The 19,923-nt window shown below is 30.3% G+C and carries 7 protein-coding genes, 2 tRNA genes and 3 pseudogenes; 4 read left to right on the forward strand and 8 right to left on the reverse strand.

Features of this window, described 5'->3' with window-relative positions:
* Positions 1 to 458 precede the first annotated feature (458 nt).
* Both lspA and ileS read right to left on the reverse strand, forming a co-directional pair.
* Positions 459 to 959: a signal peptidase II gene (lspA, locus tag WBAF_RS00110; protein ID WP_121463092.1), complete on the reverse strand. Its 501-nt coding sequence runs from the start codon at positions 957 to 959 to the stop codon at positions 459 to 461.
* Positions 959 to 3,772 carry an isoleucine--tRNA ligase gene (gene ileS / locus WBAF_RS00115; protein ID WP_121463093.1) on the reverse strand — a complete coding sequence of 938 codons (2,814 nt, stop codon included), beginning with the start codon at positions 3,770 to 3,772 and terminating at the stop codon, positions 959 to 961. The genes lspA and ileS overlap by 1 nt, the downstream gene beginning before the upstream one ends.
* Positions 3,773 to 4,734: 962 nt before the next feature.
* On the opposite strand from ileS, the gene rpsT reads away from it, so the two are divergent.
* Complete coding sequence (gene rpsT / locus WBAF_RS00120; protein WP_121463455.1) at positions 4,735 to 4,995, forward strand: 30S ribosomal protein S20; 261 nt, start codon at positions 4,735 to 4,737, stop codon at positions 4,993 to 4,995.
* A gap of 1,256 nt (positions 4,996 to 6,251) precedes the next feature.
* Here the strand turns inward: rpsT and dnaJ are convergent.
* The 5 genes from dnaJ to WBAF_RS00145 all read right to left on the reverse strand — a co-directional run bounded on the left by dnaJ (position 6,252) and on the right by WBAF_RS00145 (position 13,316).
* Positions 6,252 to 7,388, reverse strand: a complete 1,137-nt coding sequence (gene dnaJ, locus WBAF_RS00125; RefSeq protein ID WP_121463094.1) for a molecular chaperone DnaJ — start codon at positions 7,386 to 7,388, stop codon at positions 6,252 to 6,254.
* Between the two features lie 107 nt (positions 7,389 to 7,495).
* Positions 7,496 to 9,424 (reverse strand): molecular chaperone DnaK, encoded by a 1,929-nt coding sequence (dnaK, locus tag WBAF_RS00130; protein ID WP_121463095.1) that lies wholly within the window; start codon positions 9,422 to 9,424, stop codon positions 7,496 to 7,498.
* A 1,358-nt stretch (positions 9,425 to 10,782) separates the two neighbouring features.
* Positions 10,783 to 11,736 (reverse strand): transaldolase, encoded by a 954-nt coding sequence (gene tal / locus WBAF_RS00135; protein WP_121463096.1) that lies wholly within the window; start codon positions 11,734 to 11,736, stop codon positions 10,783 to 10,785.
* 1,365 nt (positions 11,737 to 13,101) lie between these two features.
* Positions 13,102 to 13,177: transfer RNA gene (locus tag WBAF_RS00140), tRNA-Ala, on the reverse strand.
* A gap of 62 nt (positions 13,178 to 13,239) precedes the next feature.
* Positions 13,240 to 13,316 (reverse strand) — tRNA-Ile (locus tag WBAF_RS00145).
* A gap of 1,645 nt (positions 13,317 to 14,961) precedes the next feature.
* Between WBAF_RS00145 and WBAF_RS00150 the strand changes: the two are divergent.
* Positions 14,962 to 15,697: pseudogene (locus WBAF_RS00150) on the forward strand (hypothetical protein).
* A gap of 312 nt (positions 15,698 to 16,009) precedes the next feature.
* On the opposite strand, the pseudogene WBAF_RS02455 reads toward WBAF_RS00150, so the two are convergent.
* A pseudogene (locus WBAF_RS02455) lies at positions 16,010 to 16,396 on the reverse strand (HTH-type transcriptional repressor FabR); the annotation flags it as partial.
* A gap of 362 nt (positions 16,397 to 16,758) precedes the next feature.
* On the opposite strand from WBAF_RS02455, the pseudogene WBAF_RS00155 reads away from it, so the two are divergent.
* Both WBAF_RS00155 and nfuA read left to right on the forward strand, forming a co-directional pair.
* A pseudogene (locus WBAF_RS00155) lies at positions 16,759 to 17,012 on the forward strand (oxidoreductase dimerization domain-containing protein); the annotation flags it as partial.
* A 1,549-nt stretch (positions 17,013 to 18,561) separates the two neighbouring features.
* Positions 18,562 to 19,140 carry a Fe-S biogenesis protein NfuA gene (gene nfuA / locus WBAF_RS00160; RefSeq protein ID WP_121463098.1) on the forward strand — a complete coding sequence of 193 codons (579 nt, stop codon included), beginning with the start codon at positions 18,562 to 18,564 and terminating at the stop codon, positions 19,138 to 19,140.
* Positions 19,141 to 19,923: the final 783 nt, after the last annotated feature.

Consider the following 19,923-nt stretch of genomic DNA (forward strand, 5'->3'; position numbering starts at 1 on the left):
ACTCACACCAACTTAACAAGTATAAAATAAGTTGCTTTTGATTTACAAGGAAAAAAACATAATACTAATGGATTCATTTTAATAAATATGATTTAATATTATTTATCCATTAATATTTGAGATAATAGGAAAGTGATATAATATCCCATTTAGGGATTTACATCAAATTAATATTTTTAATAAAAAACATTATAATTATATTATAATGTTTGTCATGAACCGCTTTTATTTATCAATAAATAATTGGTCAGTAAAGAACTTAACCTTTTAATAATCATTATTATTATATAATAGCCCATAGACTTTAAATATATCATCTTATCTCATGCACGCTTAAAGCGCTTATCTAAACTAACAAGCACAATAAAAACTAAATATTTTATTAACCACAAACAACCTTTATAAAAAACTAATATTATAAATCAATTTACCTATTATAAACATAAACTAACAATAAACTAAGATCTATTTGTTTTCTTATCTGTATTGATGAAGCTGTCAAAAATAATAAGTGCCGCACCAATACAAATGGCCATATCCGCAATATTAAATATTGGCCAATGCCAATCACCAACATAAAAATCAATAAAGTCAACTACGAAACCATATAATAAGCGATCAAATAAATTTCCTAATGCTCCACCAATAACTAATGCATAAGCGATATTACTCAGTTTTTTGTTCACACTTTGACGATACATTATCACAATAAACACCACAAAAATGACAATAGCAAGAAAGGCAAATAAACCACGCTGCCATCCTCCTTTATCAGCTAAAAAACTAAATGCTGCACCAGAGTTTTTAGCAAAAACTAAATTAAAATAAGGGATTAATGGTATGGACTCACATAATTGAAAATTATTAGAAATAAACTGCTTACTACTAAGATCTGCAATTAATATAATAATCGTTAACCATAGCCAACGTAACCCAGTAGAACAAATAAGATTTTTCATTAGGCAAATTTACGTATTTCACCGTTACCAGCTACATTAGTAACACAGCGGCCGCATAATTCTGCATACTCAACCTCCTGACCAATATCTGTTGCATAATGCCAACAACGGGGACATTTATCACCTTCAGCCTGCTGGAAAGCAATTTCCAATCCACTAAGTTCACTATTCTTTGCCTGAGATGATTGGGTAATATCAATTACTTTAGCCTGTGAAGTTAACAATACAAAACGTAGCTCATCACCTAAACAATTAAGTATTTCAGCAATTTCTGTATCTGCATATAAAATCACTGTTGCCTCCAACGAGCTGCGGATGAGTTTGTCTGCACGTGCTTGTTCAAGAACTTTATTAACTTCACTACGGATAATTAATAGCTTATTCCAAAATTCATCATTAAGTTTTTCATTAACATACAAGCCAAATAAGCCAACATAATATTCCTCAGTAAAGACATATTTACTATGCTTACCAGGCAATTGCCGCCAAATTTCATCGGCAGTAAAAGAAATAATTGGCGCAATCCAGCGTACCAATGCCTCTACGATATGGAATAAGGCCGTCTGGCAACTACGACGTGCTAAGCTATCGCTTTTTGCCGTATATTGACGATCTTTTATAATATCTAGATAGAAAGAACCCATTTCAACTGAACAAAATTGCATCAAACGCTGAACGACTGCATGAAAATCATAATTAGCATAATGCATAACAATTTCTGTTTGAGCAGCTTTAGCTCGCCCTACTGCCCAACGATCTAATATCACCATTTTTTCTGGTTTAACTTGATGTAAGGCAGGATCAAACCCGTTCAAATTAGCTAATAAGAAACGTGCTGTATTACGAATACGTCGATAGCTATCAGCAGAATGTTTTAAAATATTACTTGAAACTGCAATTTCACTGGTGTAATCAGTTGAAGCAACCCATAAACGTAGAATATCAGCACCTAAATCATTCATGATGTCTTTTGGACTAATTGTATTACCCAAGGATTTTGACATTTTACGGCCTTGTCCATCAACGGTAAAACCATGAGTTAATACTTCTCGATAAGGTGCTTTTCCCTTTATCGCCGTTGACAGCATTAGAGATGACATAAACCAACCGCGATGCTGATCAGAGCCTTCTAAATATAAATCAGCAGAATGACCTTTAAATTCAGGGCGAACATCTACAACAGAATAATGAGTAGAACCAGAATCAAACCAAACATCAAGAGTATCGCGGACTTTAACATAATCAGCTGCATCCCTACCTAATAAGGTAACAGGATCAAGATCCCACCAAGCCTGGATACCTAATTGTTCAATATATTTAGCTACTTCTTCAATTAATTCTAACGTACGCGGATGTAACTCTTCGGTATGCTTATGTACAAACAACGCAATTGGCATACCCCAAGTTCGCTGACGAGAAATACACCAATCTGGCCGATTTGCAACCATAGATTCAATACGGCTTTTCCCCCAATATGGGACCCATTTCACACCTTTGATCTCTTTTAGCGATTGTTCACATAAAGATTTTTTTTCCATACTAACAAACCACTGAGGTGTAGCACGAAAAATAATAGGTGTCTTATGCCGCCAGCAACAAGGATAACTATGCTGTAATATTTCTTTATGTAAAAGTGCGTCTTTTGCTACTAAAAGTTCAATAATTAACTCATTTGCTTTAAATACAAAAACACCATCTAAACCAGGATAAGTATTAGGTAAATAACAACCATTTGGACCTACTGGATTAGCTATTTCAAGGTTATATTTCTGACTAACAATATAATCATCTGGGCCATGACCTGGTGCCGTATGTACAACTCCAGTACCATAGTCTAAAGTAACGTGGTCACCTAAAATAACAGGAACATCGAAATTCATAAATGGATGATAAAAACGCAGTAATTCCAATTCAGAACCATTACATAGGGCTAAAATTTGCCACTCTGTTGCTGCAATACGCCGCATTACTGCTTCCACCAGGGATTTTTCTAAAATCAAACATTCATCATTATTGACTTTCACTAATTGATATTCAAAATGAGCGTTAACAGCAATCGCACGATTAGCAGGTAATGTCCAAGGTGTTGTCGTCCAGATCACTGATGAAACCGGCAAAGCAGGTGATTTTATACCAAATTTACTATAAACAACGTTAGCATCTACCGCAGTAAAGCGTACATCAATGGATGGTGATAATTTATCATAATATTCCACTTCAGCTTCAGCTAGGGAAGAACAGCAAGCAATACACCAATGAACCGGTTTAGCACCATTTACTAAATAGCCATTTTCAATTACTTTACCTAACGCCCGAATAATATTGGCTTCTGTATTAAAATCCATGGTTAAATAAGGCTGTTCCCAATCACCAAGCACACCCATTCTGATAAAATCAGCTTTATGGCCTTCAATTTGTGCTTTCGCATATTTGCGACACTCTTTACGAAAAAAAGCAGCAGAAACCCTATCACCTGGTTTACCGATTATTTGCTCAACCTTATGTTCAATTGGTAACCCGTGACAATCCCAACCAGGAATGTATGGCGAATCAAAACCAGCTAATCCTTTGGATTTAATAATAATATCTTTGAGAATTTTATTAACTGAGTGACCAATATGAAGACTACCATTTGCATAAGGAGGACCATCGTGCAATATAAACATCTGCTTACCAGTTTTAGCTTGGCGAATAGCTTGGTATAATCCTTCTTTATACCAACGAGCTAATATTTGTGGTTCTCGTTTCGCTAGATCAGCACGCATAGGTAATCCTGTTTCCGGTAAATTTAAGGTATTTTTATAGTCACTCATTTAACTTTTCATTTCCAATATTTATGATAAATATCTTAATTATGCCCCCTGGAAGAATTATCTAGCAACCATTATATCCTTATATATCCGCCAATATATGCTAATTCTGCTAATTTTTGCGCAAAATAATTATCCATTGACACATATTACACATTCTACTAAATGAACTTAAATTTTATGATCTATCCCAATTAATAATGGAGCGTGTCCCAATATTTTCCACTTCCTTAAATGGATATTAGGTTAGGATAACCCATACATTGTTGGGAATAGCATCGCTACCCAACTCTACTACTTAATTGCAGGCCCATGAGCTTTTAAGCTAGGTACTTGCTAACATCCGCACTACTAAATCACTGACCAGTATCACAAAAAAATTCCGTATTAACCACTTAAAAACCATATTCTTACCAGGCTCCACATAGATATTTTAAATTACCCAGTTTATCTTTGTTAAAGCGCAAATCATCATTAAGCGCAAAAAATTTAACACCAACGTTTTCTATCAGAAATTTTGAAACAAAAGCGTACGGTGTCAATGAAGCTAATGAATGTAGGATTAAATTTAACACACACTAAATTATCACTATTATAAATAGTCAACACATATATTACGTATACTACGGACTAACTACATAATCGACTCAATATAATAAAAGTTGTCTGATTATACCGCTTACTAACTTATAGGTTAAGTCACAATTTGATTAATGTTTATAATAAAAATAATAAATAGTTTTTTTTCAGTGAAAAAAATATTTAATTTTACTACTTTTTCATCATTTTTTAAAATTTTTAAAATGGTTAACCACTCAGTCAACTGATGCAATCTCTAGTAACCAGGCAAGATAGCATTAATGTACACAATGCTTATATAAATTCATTGACAAATGAAAGCTAAAAAGGCATATTTCTTAATCTTTAGATCTTCCTAGATAGGAATAATGTTTGGGAGTGAGACATTGGCTAATATCAAATCAGCTAAGAAACGTGCCATACAATCAGAAAAACGCCGTCAACATAATGCTAGTCGTCGTTCTATGGTGCGGACTTTTATCAAAAAAGTTTATGCCTCTATTGATACCGGAAATAAAGAGGCAGCACAAAAAGCATTTAATAACATGCAACCTATTGTTGATCGCTATGCTAGTAAAGGTTTAATCCACAAAAACAAAGCCGCACGTCATAAAGCAAATTTAGTGGCACAAATAAAATCCATGTAATTTATTTTTATTTTGCTAAAAACCCGGCGTAAGCCGGGTTTAAATACTTATTGTGTTTATAACAGGTGTGATCAAATAAATAAGTAAATCTTAATTACACGTTGCACGACCGAATACTAAATAATCAGTAAAAAAAATAATTTTATTTTTTTTATAAAACTGAGTACCAATATACTATTTGCCGCCATTGGTAATCTACCAGACATGCAGGTAATTTAAAACATTTCTATTAAAATAGAGATAGACCAAAGTAGGTAATAATATGCCTACCTACTATTATATGATAATTTTAACTGCAATCGCAAAATTAAAAGTTTGCTGGTAAATACATTGCAATTTGGTATTAGCTATAATCAAAAAGAAGAAATAAACAATAATTAACAGCACTCTACTTATTTTTTCTAACCTTTTAAACTGTCATATAATTGCTGTTATTACTATAACCTCAGTGTTAACTAAATTAATTTTACCGATAATACATACAATTCGGAAAAGTATTTATTAACGTCAATAATTAAAATATCCCAAGCAGTCTATAATAATAGAACCATTAGATAAGATAAGTTTAACTTTGATAAATCTATATGATGTAGTAAAAAATTAACTAATTTTTTAGCTTAATTTTTGCCAAGAATAAAGTTGGTTTGCTCTCTTGTCGTAGTTTAGTTTTAAGTTGTTTCTTAGCTTCTTGCCCTTATTTTCTCTTCATTGGTTGGTCATACAAGTAATCTTACTTGTATATTTATTATATAACTAAAATTCTGATCATCTCATCTTTATTCTTATTTAAGAATACTAACCCAATTATATTTATAATAATTCAACTTTATATATCTTTATATAAAGAATATTTTTACTTTTATTTACCATAGCTAATAATTAAGAACTATTTTAAATATATTGCAGGCAATTATGTTCAGTTATTTTTGATTTATTTAACAATTATAAAAAAATACCTGATATTAATTCCAATTTACGTGTTACCATAACTATTTACTATCAAATAAATTAAATTAAAATAAAACTAATAAAAACAATTTTGACCATCTTAATTTGTTAAGTAGGAAATTTAATAATAAAAATTACTCTTGAAATTTCAAATTTATAAAAATTAATCTACATTAATAAAACCACCATAATAAATTCTTTAATTTTCATATTATTTATATAAATCAAATTGAATAACCTCATTATTAAATCAATAAAACAACATATATCACTAACTATCAATTTTCTGTTTATCTAACTAAGTAGAGTTAATTAGTCAAATTATCAAAAAAATTTTTTACACTTTCTAAGAAACTCTTAGAACGAGGGCTGTTCTTGCCATAACTTTCACCATTCAAGGATTCACCAAATTCCTTCAACAAGGCTTTTTGTTTTTCATTTAGTTTAACTGGAGTTTCCACTAAAATACGACACATTAAATCTCCGATTATACCACCACGAACAGGCTTAACACCTTTTCCTTTCATGCGGAAAATTTTTCCGGTTTGTGTTTCTGCTGGAATTTTTAGACTTACCCTACCATCAAGTGTTGGTATATCAATTTCACCACCTAGAGCCGCCACTGCAAAATTAATAGGTACTTCACAATATAAATTATTACTATCACGCTCAAAAATAGCATGTCTTGCAACATTGACCTGAACATATAGATCACCAGCAGGTGCTCCATTTTTTCCTACCTCACCTTCACTATTTAAGCGGATACGATCGCCAGTATTAACCCCTGATGGGATTTTTACTGATAATGTTTTATATTTCTCTACTCGACCATGCCCATGACATTTAATACAAGGCTCTTTGATGATTTGACCACCTCCATTACAAGTTGGACAAGTTTGTTGCACTGCAAAAAATCCTTGTCGGATCTGAACTTGACCTACACCATGACAAGTTGAGCAAGTTTCTAATTTCTTACCTCGTTTAGTTCCATTTCCATTACAAACATTACATTTTTCCAATGTTGGAATACGAATCTCTTTACTTACACCAAAAACTGCTTCTTCTAAGGTTAATGTAATTTCATACTGAAGATCAGCACCACGAGATGATCGCTGACGCCTGCTACCACCAAAAATATCACCAAATACATCACCAAAAATATCACTAAAATCAGCGCCAGAAGTAAAACTACCACTAAATCCACTACCAACGCCACCTTGTTCAAAGGCTGCATGTCCATATTGATCATAAGCAGCACGTTTTTGCGCATCAGTTAAAATTTCATAAGCTTCTTTAATTTCTTTAAACTTACTTTCTGCTTCCTTATCACCCTGATTACGATCTGGATGATACTTCATTGCTAGACGTTTATACGATTTTTTAATCTCTCTCTCGTCAGCTGTTTTAGTCACACCTAAAACTTGATAATAATCTCTTTTTGACATATTTATTTTACCCTTAATACACGGAAACGGGCGTAGAGTTACCTCAACGCCCGTTCTCGATTTTAGTAACAGAGAAAATAATACTTAACTATGCCCACTAAGGGCCACTATTTTTTATCCTTATGCTTATCATCAACTTCTTCAAATTCTGCATCAACAACATTATCATCCTGTTTAGGCTGGGCGCCTGCACCAACATCCGCAGTACCACCTGCTTTAACCTGCTGTTGCACTAACTCGAGTAGTTTTGCAGAAGCTTGAACTAAAGCTTGGATTTTATCTTCAATAATAGCTTTATCTTCACATTTAACTGCTTTTTCTAGCATAGAAATAGCTTTCTCTATGTTAGATTTATCATCAGCAGGTAACTTGTCAGCCGCTTCTTCAATTTGTTTACGCGTACCATGAACCAATTGATCAGCCTGATTACGTACATGAACTAATTCTTCGAACTTACGATCTGCTTCTGCATTGGCTTCTGCATCGTTTACCATTCTTTGTATTTCATCTTCTTTTAAACCGGAAGATGCCTTAATGGTAATTTTTTGTTCGCGTCCAGTACTTTTATCTTTAGCTGATACATGTAAGATACCATCAGCATCAATATCAAAGGTAACTTCAATTTGTGGTATACCACGCGGCGCAGCTTGGATACCATCCAAATTGAACTGCCCTAATGACTTGTTATCACCAGAACGCTTACGTTCACCTTGTAACACATGAATGGTTACTGCAGACTGATTATCTTCTGCCGTTGAAAATACCTGACTATGTTTAGTTGGAATAGTGGTATTCTTGGTAATTAGAGGTGTCATTACACCACCCAAAGTTTCAATACCTAAAGATAGTGGAGTTACATCAAGTAACAATACATCTTTCACATCACCGGCTAATACACCACCTTGCACCGCTGCGCCCATAGCAACAGCTTCATCAGGATTAACATCTTTACGAGGTTCTTTACCGAAGAAATCAGCAACCGCTTTTTGCACCATTGGCATACGCGTCTGACCACCAACTAGAATGACATCGTTTATATCATTAACATTTAAACCTGCATCTTGCAGTGCAACTTTCAACGGCTCCATTGAGCACTTAACTAAACTTTCAACCAAAGATTCAAGTTTCGCTCTAGTCACCTTAATATTCATATGTTTAGGACCACTTACATCTGCAGTAATGTAAGGAAGATTAACATCGGTCTGCTGAGCAGAAGAAAGCTCAATTTTAGCTTTCTCTGTTGCTTCTTTTAAACGTTGCATTGCAAGTGGATCATTACGTAAATCAGAACCTTGTTCTTTCTTAAATTCATCTACCAAATAATTAATCAGACGATTATCAAAATCTTCACCACCTAGATGAGTATCACCATTAGTTGCCAGCACTTCATATGTTTTTTCACCATCTACATCTGCAATTTCTATAATTGAAATATCAAAAGTTCCTCCACCTAAATCATAAACTGCAATGGTGCGGTTACCAACTTCACGATCTAAACCATAAGCAAGCGCTACTGCCGTTGGTTCGTTAATAATACGTTTTACATCTAGACCAGCAATACGACCAGCATCTTTAGTGGCTTGACGCTGAGTATCATTAAAATAAGCAGGTACTGTAATAACAGACTCAGTAACTGATTCACCTAAATAATCTTCCGCCGTTTTTTTCATTTTTTTCAGCACCTCTGCGGACACCTGAGGTGGAGCCATTTTTTGATCCTTCACATCCAACCAGGCATCACCATTATCCGCAGCAATGATTTTATAAGGCATAATAGAAATATCACGTTGAACTTCTTCATCATCAAAACGACGTCCAATAAGACGCTTAATAGCAAAAAATGTATTTCTTGGATTTGTCACAGCCTGGCGTTTTGCTGGCTGACCAACAATAATTTCACCATCTTTAGTATACGCAACAACAGACGGAGTAGTACGATCACCTTCACTGTTTTCCAATACTCGCGCATTTGCGCCATCCATAATAGCTACACAAGAGTTAGTAGTACCCAAGTCAATCCCAATAATCTTACCCATCCAAACAGCCTCCAAAGGGAATTCTTAACCAATCTAATTACCAACCTATATAAGGCTCAATGAATTTTTTTCAATATATAAGTTCAAATAATATTGCAAATCTACAACTATTAGATTTGATGGATTTTGATATGATAAAAATTTTATTAAATATTAACAATATAGTTTAACACATTAACTTCAGTGATACTTAGTATTGGTATCTTCTATAATAGTATTGCCTAAATTATTACCAGTATTTTAAAAATATAAAAAAAACAATACCTTTTTTGCCACTGTATTCTAATTTTATGGCGTTTAATTCATCTTAGTTGATTTATTAATTATGCCATAAATTGCTTCTGTGCAAGTAAGTAACATAAGTAGATATTATCACAGTTGATCTAATACTGTGATATGGGTATATTTACATTATTTTATATTTGTTAGAACATTTAAAATAAATCTAGTACTAAAATTAGTTTTTGCTCCTCTAATATTACTTTTTTCGCTGTTAGCGAGTAGTAATATGTAGAAAATTACACCTTGCTTACTATTGCTAGTTATATTACTGGTTACAAAGAGATTATTAGCAGCACCATATATATTTTTTTACCTAGCTATGACCGAAGTAATTTTGGTAACAGGTATTAAACTGCATAAAAAAAATTAATAAAAAAGTTTATACTGATTTATTATTCTTCTTGTGATGTAATATTTACACTAATACTAATTAGTCTTTTATATTAATAAAATACTATATAAAATTAATCCTAATTGATAGTAGCTTAACTGAACTAACGAACGCTGCGCTGTAATCATTATTAAAATTATTTTCTAATGCTAAAAACACTCATCATAATCCATTACATAAATATTTAGAGCAAGCTAAATTAGTTGTTAATAATCTGATCAAATTTAATATAAAAAAACTATAATAACCTATTTAAAAACCGACTAATATTTCTATAATTAACCTATTATAAATTCATTGACATAAAATAAACTCTAATTTTTATCATTTTCACCCAAACCAAACATTTATCTACCAGTAATTGACAATTTAGCACTAACATTACACAGCGCTATACCAGTAAAACTGGTAGTTAGGCATTAAATGCTAAGCTAATTCATTAACTAGCTAAAAAAATAGTTTTAAATGCAGTTAAAAGCTACTTTAAAAGTCGCTGGTTAAAATTTATTTATTTAAAATAAAATAACCCTATCCTACTTAAAAAAAAGATTATTAATACTAAATATATTTAATTTTAACGTAGCAACACCAAGGTAAGTAAGACTTACTATAAGTGAGCACACTTAGACCAACGAGTAAAATAAAAGAGCTCAGCAACTAAGCTTTCAGGTATTAGTAATATTAATTACAGCTGCTCTACAATCATTTTTTCTAATTTTTTTTGATCAATAGCAAATTTACGAATACCATCAGCTAGTTTGTCCGTCGCCATGGCATCAGTATGATGATACCAATAAAATTCTGCTTCTGTCATAGGTTTAGGCGGTGACATAATTTGTCCATTAAATGCTAATTTACGTACCACTTCTCCTTGATCCTCAGAAAGTTCTTTAAGTAATGCTGGAGAAATCGTCAACCGATCACAGCCTGCCAATTGCAAAATTTCAGCGCTATTGCGAAAACTGGCACCCATCACCACGGTTTTATAACCATACTGTTTATAATAATTATAAATTTCTGTAACAGAAATAACACCAGGATCTAGTTGTGGCACATAATATTTTGATTCTGTATTAGATTGATACCAATCTAGAATACGACCTACAAAAGGTGAAATTAAATAAACGCCTGCTTCCGCACAAGCTCGTGCCTGAGCAAAAGAGAATAATAGCGTTAAATTACAGTTAATACCATCTTTTTCTAACTTTTCTGCTGCACAGATCCCTTGCCATGTTGAAGCCAACTTTATCAGAATACGCTCATTTTTAATGCCAGCAAGATTATAAAGTTCAATAATACGATGCGCCTTTTTAATACAGGCTTCAGTATCATAAGAAAAACACGCATTAACTTCCGTTGAAATTCGTCCCGGAATTAATTGTAGGATTTCTAACCCAATATTAATAGCTAATTTATCACATGCATCTATAATTTGGTGCCCACGTGAATGGCTTTGTTCCCGTGCCCAGGTAATAGCTTCATCAATGAGTAACTTATATTTTGGGATATGAGCTGCATTAAGGATCAAGGATGGGTTGGTTGTAACATCTTCAGGCTTATAAAGCTCTATTGCGCTAATATCACCAGTATCTGCGACAACAGTAGTTATTTTACGTAAAGAAGTTAATTTATCGGTCATTTTAAAATTCTATTGTTATTGAGATTAAACTTAAGATAATAATCCTCTCTTAATAGAGATAACATCACGCATTGATATTACCACAAATAAATTAACTATTAGCTTCAGATTAAAGTGCTAGATTAATAAAATAATTTTACATTAAATAAACAGCTAGAAATGAATATGTAGAATAATTTGTATAATATCCTCATGAGGAGTTAAAGAGCACTAGTAGTTAATTAATTATTCATTTTAAATAAAAAGTTGAGCTGATTCACCAAGAAAATTTTGATAAAAAGATTGTGGACAATTAAATTTTAAACATAACGTTAGAAAATTGAATGCCTTAAATAAAAGCAATTACATTGAATTTTCCATTGATTACTGTTAGCCTACATATCATTTGTGCAGGCAATATATTATATTACTGCACAAACTAATACTTGATTAAAATCAAATTTTTAAAATATCTATAAATGTGCAGTACTAAATATTTTTCTCTAGACCAATCAAATGACTACTATCAATGTAAACTACAATGTAATTAGATTTTGCCACTTATTGTGCTGTCTGTAGTATTAATTGCATCAAGATAATAACACCAACCAGCAGCCGAACTAATTTATGTATTATAACCACTTTTTTACCTATTAATTACCATAACAAAACTTTCATTAATTTTTTATCTTTCATATGCCTTTTAAGTTCATGTTTCCAAGTAATAGTAACCAACCAGTTCTGTTAAATGAACTAATAGTTTGCCAGTAATTACAGCATTTACACTAAATTTAACACACGACGTTAAAATGTATAGCGTACTAGTTGCTATTAGTAAATTTGTCTATTACTGATCCGTCATCTTAATCTATTAAGATAGGGATCAATTTTTCTTCATCAATTAGCTGCATTTCAGGAAAAAATATATCCCATTTTCATGGTTAAAGGCAACAGCAATTAAACACAGAATGGATTAGGTAGTTGGAAAAATTGTTACAAAAAGTAGACATATAACTAAATTTGGTTAGCTCCCGATACTAGCTGATTATCCGTGTAACATTTGGTATAGTAATAAATACAGCGAACAATAATAAACTTCTAGGGATAAGCTAGCAGACTATGCAATGAGCTGCACTAGCAAACTTATTAACAAAAATGAAAAGTAAATAAAAATTTTTTTTCATAGATATCTTATCTATGATCTATAAAATACTATTAATATTTTATATTTATCTACTATATTGTAAATAAAACATGAGATACCATTTTAAAAAAATTATCACTAAGTATATTACTATGTAAGTATCTAGTATTATAAACTAACCTTAATTAGTAATAGCCATTTTTTATAACTAAAAAAACAATAACAATAAATAAAATTAATAATGGTGGAGCTAAGCGGGATCGAACCGCTGACATCCTGCGTGCAAAGCAGGTGCTCTACCAGCTGAGCTATAGCCCCATTAAGATTGTCGTAATACTTTAACGACTAATTCTTCTCTTTTCAGTAAAGAGCATAAATTTTGGTAGGCTTGAGTGGACTTGAACCACTGACCTCACCCTTATCAGGGGTGCGCTCTAACCACCTGAGCTACAAGCCTAATGATTACTTCTGCTAAATATTAAGCAGATTATATGTGTGAATACTCACATTCCATCTATCTAGATAAGGTTGCAGACTCCAATCCGGACTTTGAAGTACTTTCTGAGTTCCGCTTCCCCTCGCAGGCTTGCCTCTCTCTGTATACCCCATTGTAGCACGTGTGTAGCCCTACTCATAAAGGCCATGATGACTTGACGTCGTCCCCACCTTCCTCCGGTTTATCACCGGCAGTCTCCTTTGAGTTCCATACCATATCGCTGGAAACAAACCTTACTACTTATTAATTCATCTATTAATGAATTATTTTATCATTCTTCAAGACTTTTAAATCAAATATTTTTTGATGATATCTAGTGAGTGCCTACACATGTAGATTACAAAGTGGCGCCAGCTACGCTTTTCACCTATAAAATTAAGTAGTTATTTTTATATTTCTTGTTTATCAATGATTTCACTTACTAAAAATATAATTATTTATCCTTAACCAGTATGAAAGCATTATAGGCTCTTTTATGCCACTGGCAACGGTTATTTAAAATAATTGTATAATTGATTTATATTTCAATAAATAAGCTTAAATAGAAATTTTTTCTAACTAATCAAAAACTTCATTTATCAGGACAGGGATAAGCTTTTATCTTCAACATAGATTTTAATTTTATTATTGATCAAAAATAATTTTGATAAAAATTGATTAAATAAACAACTTGTCTAGACATTTTAAAGCCATACTTTTAGTTCTGCCGACAAATAAGAAGTTTGTAAAACATGAGCACAATAGTATCTGGGAATATTTTTATTTATTTTTAACCACTGTTTTACACACTAGTATTTAAAATTTTTTTACTTTACCGTGATATTTTTTCGGCTATTTCATCGACTGATTATACAGTAATCATCTCAATTTTGCAATAAATGGAAAAGTGGTAGATAAGTGTATAGTTAGTTCTATCCTGCTAATAATAAAATAGTACTACTAATGGTTAATTTAATTGCTAGTTTTATTGTAGTGTAGGAACAAAACCGATAATTTAAAATGCACTATTTAAAATATTAACCTGATCATCTTTGCGGTACTATAAGGAATAATTACGGGATGCTAATACATCTTATTATTAAATTTTTCAAAAAATAGATAAAATATATATTTTTTATTAACTTTTAACTTCACAGTAAAAATATAATCTACTAAAACTAAAATTATAATAATTATCTTCGCTATTTTAACTTAAACAACATTTAAGTTTTTTATTTTTCATTGATTTAATCACAATAATTAACAATTTATTGATAATAAAATTATTAGTAATAATATTAATAAATGCATGTTTAGTTATAAAAATTAACTACTTATTTTTGTTATAAGAAAAAATTATAAACTATTTTTAGTTTTACATTATGACTAAATATTAATGAAGCAAAATGATATAAATCTTATTATAAGTTTTAAAAGAATATTTAAAGATTTTTTTGTAATCAAGATCTATAAATATAATAAAAAAGATAGAGATCTATTTCTAATTTGCTTCTATCTGATGATAGAACAATTTTCTCAATATGAAGCTAAATATATGCTAAATAATTTGTCAATTACACAATATAAGTTACAGTTAGATAAAAAATTTTAATATTTTAACAGTCTTATGTTGCCGGCACCTAAGCTAGAAATTTTTTGTTCTGATTTTCTCAACTATAGAATGCGCGCTGAATTTCACCTTTGGCATGAAGAACAAGATTTATTTCATATAATGTTTGATCAAACAACTAAACAACATATAATAATTGACCACTTACCTAGCGCTAGTAAGTTAATTATCTATCGACAAATTGACAATAGTTTTACCCAACCGAATGTATTAATAAATATTAAAATGATAGAATTGTTACTTGATATTACTAAAAAGAAAAAAGAGATCTACTATAGTTTTATTGTGGAAACAGTAATTTTTCTATCGCACTAGCAAACAATTTTAATCGTGTACTGGCATTGCAAAAAAATCAGTAGCTTCTGCTAAATATAATATTGAAGCTAATAAAATTAAGAATGTAAAAATTATTCGAATGTCCGCAGAAAATTTAACCCAAGCAATACAAGATAAGCGCCTGTTTAAATGTCTTAAAGATATTAATTTAAATAGTTATAAATATGAGACTATTCTGATTAATCCACCTAGCTGTGGTTTAGATGAAAATACGCTTCAATTAGCCACCAAATATCCCAGTATTATTTATATATCCTGTAATCATAATACACTCTGTCACAATCTAAATATACTAAATAAAACTCATAAAATTCATCAACTAGCATTATTAGATCAGTTTTCTTATACCAATAATATTGAATGTGGTGTTTTACTTCAGAAAAAAATAGTTAAATAAAATAAAACGCCATTTTTAATATGACATTTCAGAACTCATAACAGCAAAGAATCTATTGAACTATAACTAATATTAGTGTAAGAAGAAATATTAAATAATATGGTTATAAACCATATTATTCTAAAGTTTAAAATACTAAAAACTATTTTTAAAACGAATATAGAAAATACACTAAAATAGTTGTCATTTGATGGTTACTATTTTATAGTAAGTTTTTACTATTCTATACGATACCAATAATAGGCTCACCTTACAATCATTCTAAGCTCAACAGTTCTTATAAAAGTCTACTTTTCCCTGATTAATATATCATGCTTCTGCACCAGCACTAAATACAATAGTAAACATAGTTACTGCTTCAATACAATGCTGAATTTCTCTAGCAGCACGAAACTCAGCTGATATTCATGAACGTTCACGCAAAAATAATCAACAAAATTTTAGATTTTTATCAAAAAATTCCATAAAAGTAGCAACTAATGTTCGAATTACACTACCCCCTTTTGCAATCCGCTGTAGTGCTTGCCGAAGCATCAGACCACCACTTTCATCAACCATAGTCAATCCTAATTCATCAACATCACGAAAATGTCGATAAAAATAAGTTGGGGCAATAACAGCTTACTAAGCAACTTAACGGAAGCTGAGACTAGTAAAGCTACGCTCAGTACTTAATTAGCTAAAAGCTCCTTCTATAATAGATAAAAGCTTTTTTTATTTATGCTTTGCTCTGACGCCGGTAATATTTATTACTCACAGTAATTAATCGAACTCTTCGAGAATCATACAACTAGGTTACTATACCAAATTTTAATAAATTTGCAGTGTCCTTAAGTTTAACTAATAGATAAGAAAATTTAGTTTATTGATTAATAATGTAAAAACTGAATATTATATTTAATATTTAAGCTGCTTAATTAAAGAAGATAATATTAACCTGATTTGTCTATTTATATTTAATAATAGGTTATATCGAATGCCACAGATTTAATTTGATACTATCGTTATTACGGCCCCGTAGGTTTATGAAAATACCTTATAAAGTAAAGTAGGACGCGACCAATTTAGGGAGTTTAAAGATATTATTCATAGCGAAACATGATAAATTCTAGGTATTCATTGCTTTGGTGAACGTGCAACATAAATTATTCATATTGGGCAAGCAATTTTGGCACAAAAAAAGGAAGGTAATAATATTGAATATTTTGTTAAAACTACCTTCAATTATCCAACTATAGCAGAAGCATTTATAGTTGCTGCGCTAAATGTATTAAACAGGTTATTTAAAATAAAACTTAACATTAGTTGTAGGTAAAAATTAATTTTTACTATATTATCGATACATTTATTTATGAATAACCTTAGCAAACTGTTATAACAGTTTCGGTCTATTTCACTTATGCTAATATAGCATTATTTAGCTTACAATTATTTAATTACACTAACAGATAGTATGTTTATGCTTCATATAAATATATTTACTACTTAGAAAGTTATATAATTATGTTAGGTAACAATAAAGATTGATATAGAAATTAATTCTATATGTAATAGAAATAACTGCCTTTCACATGGTAATAAAGTTATTGTACTATTTAAACTTATAGTAATACTTATTTAACTAATACCACTATTTAGTAAGCTACGATACACTTCAGCTTATTCACTATAATAACATAACACCTAAATAATTTTCTAATTTACAAATTTAACTGCTTAGGTCAGCTAACTAACAAGATTAGAGCAAGTTATTTTGCTAAAACTACTGAAATTAAGGATGAATTAGCAATTGCTAGCGAGAAAAATTACTTGTAACCTCCTTGCGTTCATAAAATACCATTATTCCAATTAAATCAAGCCATTAAAATGGCAATAATAGAGTATTACTGCCGATTAAGTTGATGTATGAAACTATTTGTTAATCATTCTTAGAATGAAACTAAAAACTTATTACCATAACAATAAATTTAATATTATCTATCTAACAATAAATTTGGTACATATTCATAAATATGATGCCATAAATATAATTATTATATATTATTTCCCTATAAACTAACCATCATCAGAGCTAAACTTAGATCTATATTAAATTAACCAGATAAAATTTTCTTTAGTGGTATTGCAGATACGATATTATTTGTAACGCAACTTGAATTCTTTATATTTGACAATATTACATGTTAGTAATATGCTCATTATCAGATCAATGATGTTAAACCCTAGAATTATGTAAAATACTATACATGAAAGGTGGTTATTTTTCTTTTACTCTTCACAAAATCTGCGCTCTACTATATGTTTTACTAATGTATAAATGCATTATGCACCTTAATAATTTTGACAAAAATGCAAAAATTATACTAAAATTGATAATGGCTATAAGCATCACGTATTTTAATTAGGTTAACAGACCAAGGCAGCTGCTATTAATAATTATCCTTTACGGCACAATTAATAGCCGGTATTAATGGAATTTAAAATAAAATTAATAAAAATAAACAATAGATAAAATCTATATTATGGCAAAACAAGCAAAAAAAATCCTAACTGTTGCTAACGCACTAGAAGAAGCGCTACATAGATTAGATACTAATCGTAAATTTTTAAAATAGAATGAGATATTTACTGATAAAAAATACACTCAAAATCTTAATAGCGATTTTAGAAAAAAATATCCTTTTTAGATCACCTATTACGTACTTAATTATTACAGAAAAACCCACAATAAATTAAGTTACTAAATTGCTGATTAATGCTAGAAAAAATTCAGTACCAGCTTAGACAACATACAAAAACTTGTAAAAAATAAAAAAAGGAGAGTATAATAAATATAATAAAAGAATAAACCTTAAGCATTAACTATGATCCATATTACTAAAACCGCACAAAATTATTTTGCTAAACTATTAGAAAAGCAAGAACCTGGTAACCAAATTCGTATATTTATCATTAATCCTAAAACCACTTCAGTAGAATGTCAGATCTCCTATTGCCCTCCTGATACTGTAGAACAGACCGATATTGAACTGAAATTTGATAAATTTTCAGCTTTTGTTGATGAAATTAGCGCACCTTTTCTAAAAGATGCAGAAATAGATTTAGTAACAGATCAATTAGGTTATCAAATTACCATAAAAGCGCCTAATGCTAAAATTAGCAAAATTGCTGATGATGCTCCACTAATTGAAAGAGTTCAATATGTGATTCAATCACAAATTAACCCACAGTTAGCAAGCCATGGAGGAAAGATTTTATTGATGGAAATCACTGATGATAGATATGTAATTATACAATTCAGTGGAGGATGTAATGGTTGTTCAATGAACAATATTACCTTAAAAGAAGGTATTGAAAAACATTTGCTAAATATATTCCCAGACGAATTGAAAGGCGTTAAAGATTTAACCAAACACCAGCACGGTGATCACTCCTTTTATTAAAAAACTTACTAATTTTTCTAACGATGGATACTATCTAAAAAAAAGATAGTATGAATAATTTTAAATTCATTATAGTTAAACAAACCTATAAATATTAGCATGTATCAACATCATAATTACAATTTATGCTCCATTTAAATGTCTTAATTATATGTAATTACTGAAAAATAAGTTAAATATTTTAATGTGAGCCAACATAATATTCATTATGCTCTCAATGAGCTAGCTAAAAAATAAAATTCAAAAACATCAGATAAATAATAGCTTTATTCAAGCATTATTAATACTTATCTACCACACCAATTGACCTAGTCGAAAAAACAGATTACTTAACATGTTATATGCTAAATATCTATTGATATCGATACTATACCATAAGCTATTGTATATGATTTACTAAATCATAAAATTTTAATAATCGTTACTAATAATCTTAATGTTGTATACTTATGGCAAAAGATAATTTTTTTTTGCGCTTACTCTTAATAAAAAAAATTATAGGTTAAATTTTATAACTAAATTGCTATTAAATAAATCTTACCAACCAATAAGCAAAAATTACATTACAATATACGCATACTCACATATAGTAACAGTAATTTAATCTTTTAAAATAATTATTTCTAGATCTAGTTAAAACTTTAAGCAACAATTAATATGAAATTAAATTATTTATTCTAAAATAAATTGGTTGAAGAGTAAGATGACGACATCTGGCGTAGAACTAAATTAAGTATATTTCTCATATTATGAGATGAAAAGACGAATAAAACAATATTTAAA

The sequence above is a fragment of the Arsenophonus endosymbiont of Aleurodicus dispersus genome (assembly GCF_900343015.1).
Lineage (GTDB): Bacteria > Pseudomonadota > Gammaproteobacteria > Enterobacterales > Enterobacteriaceae > Arsenophonus.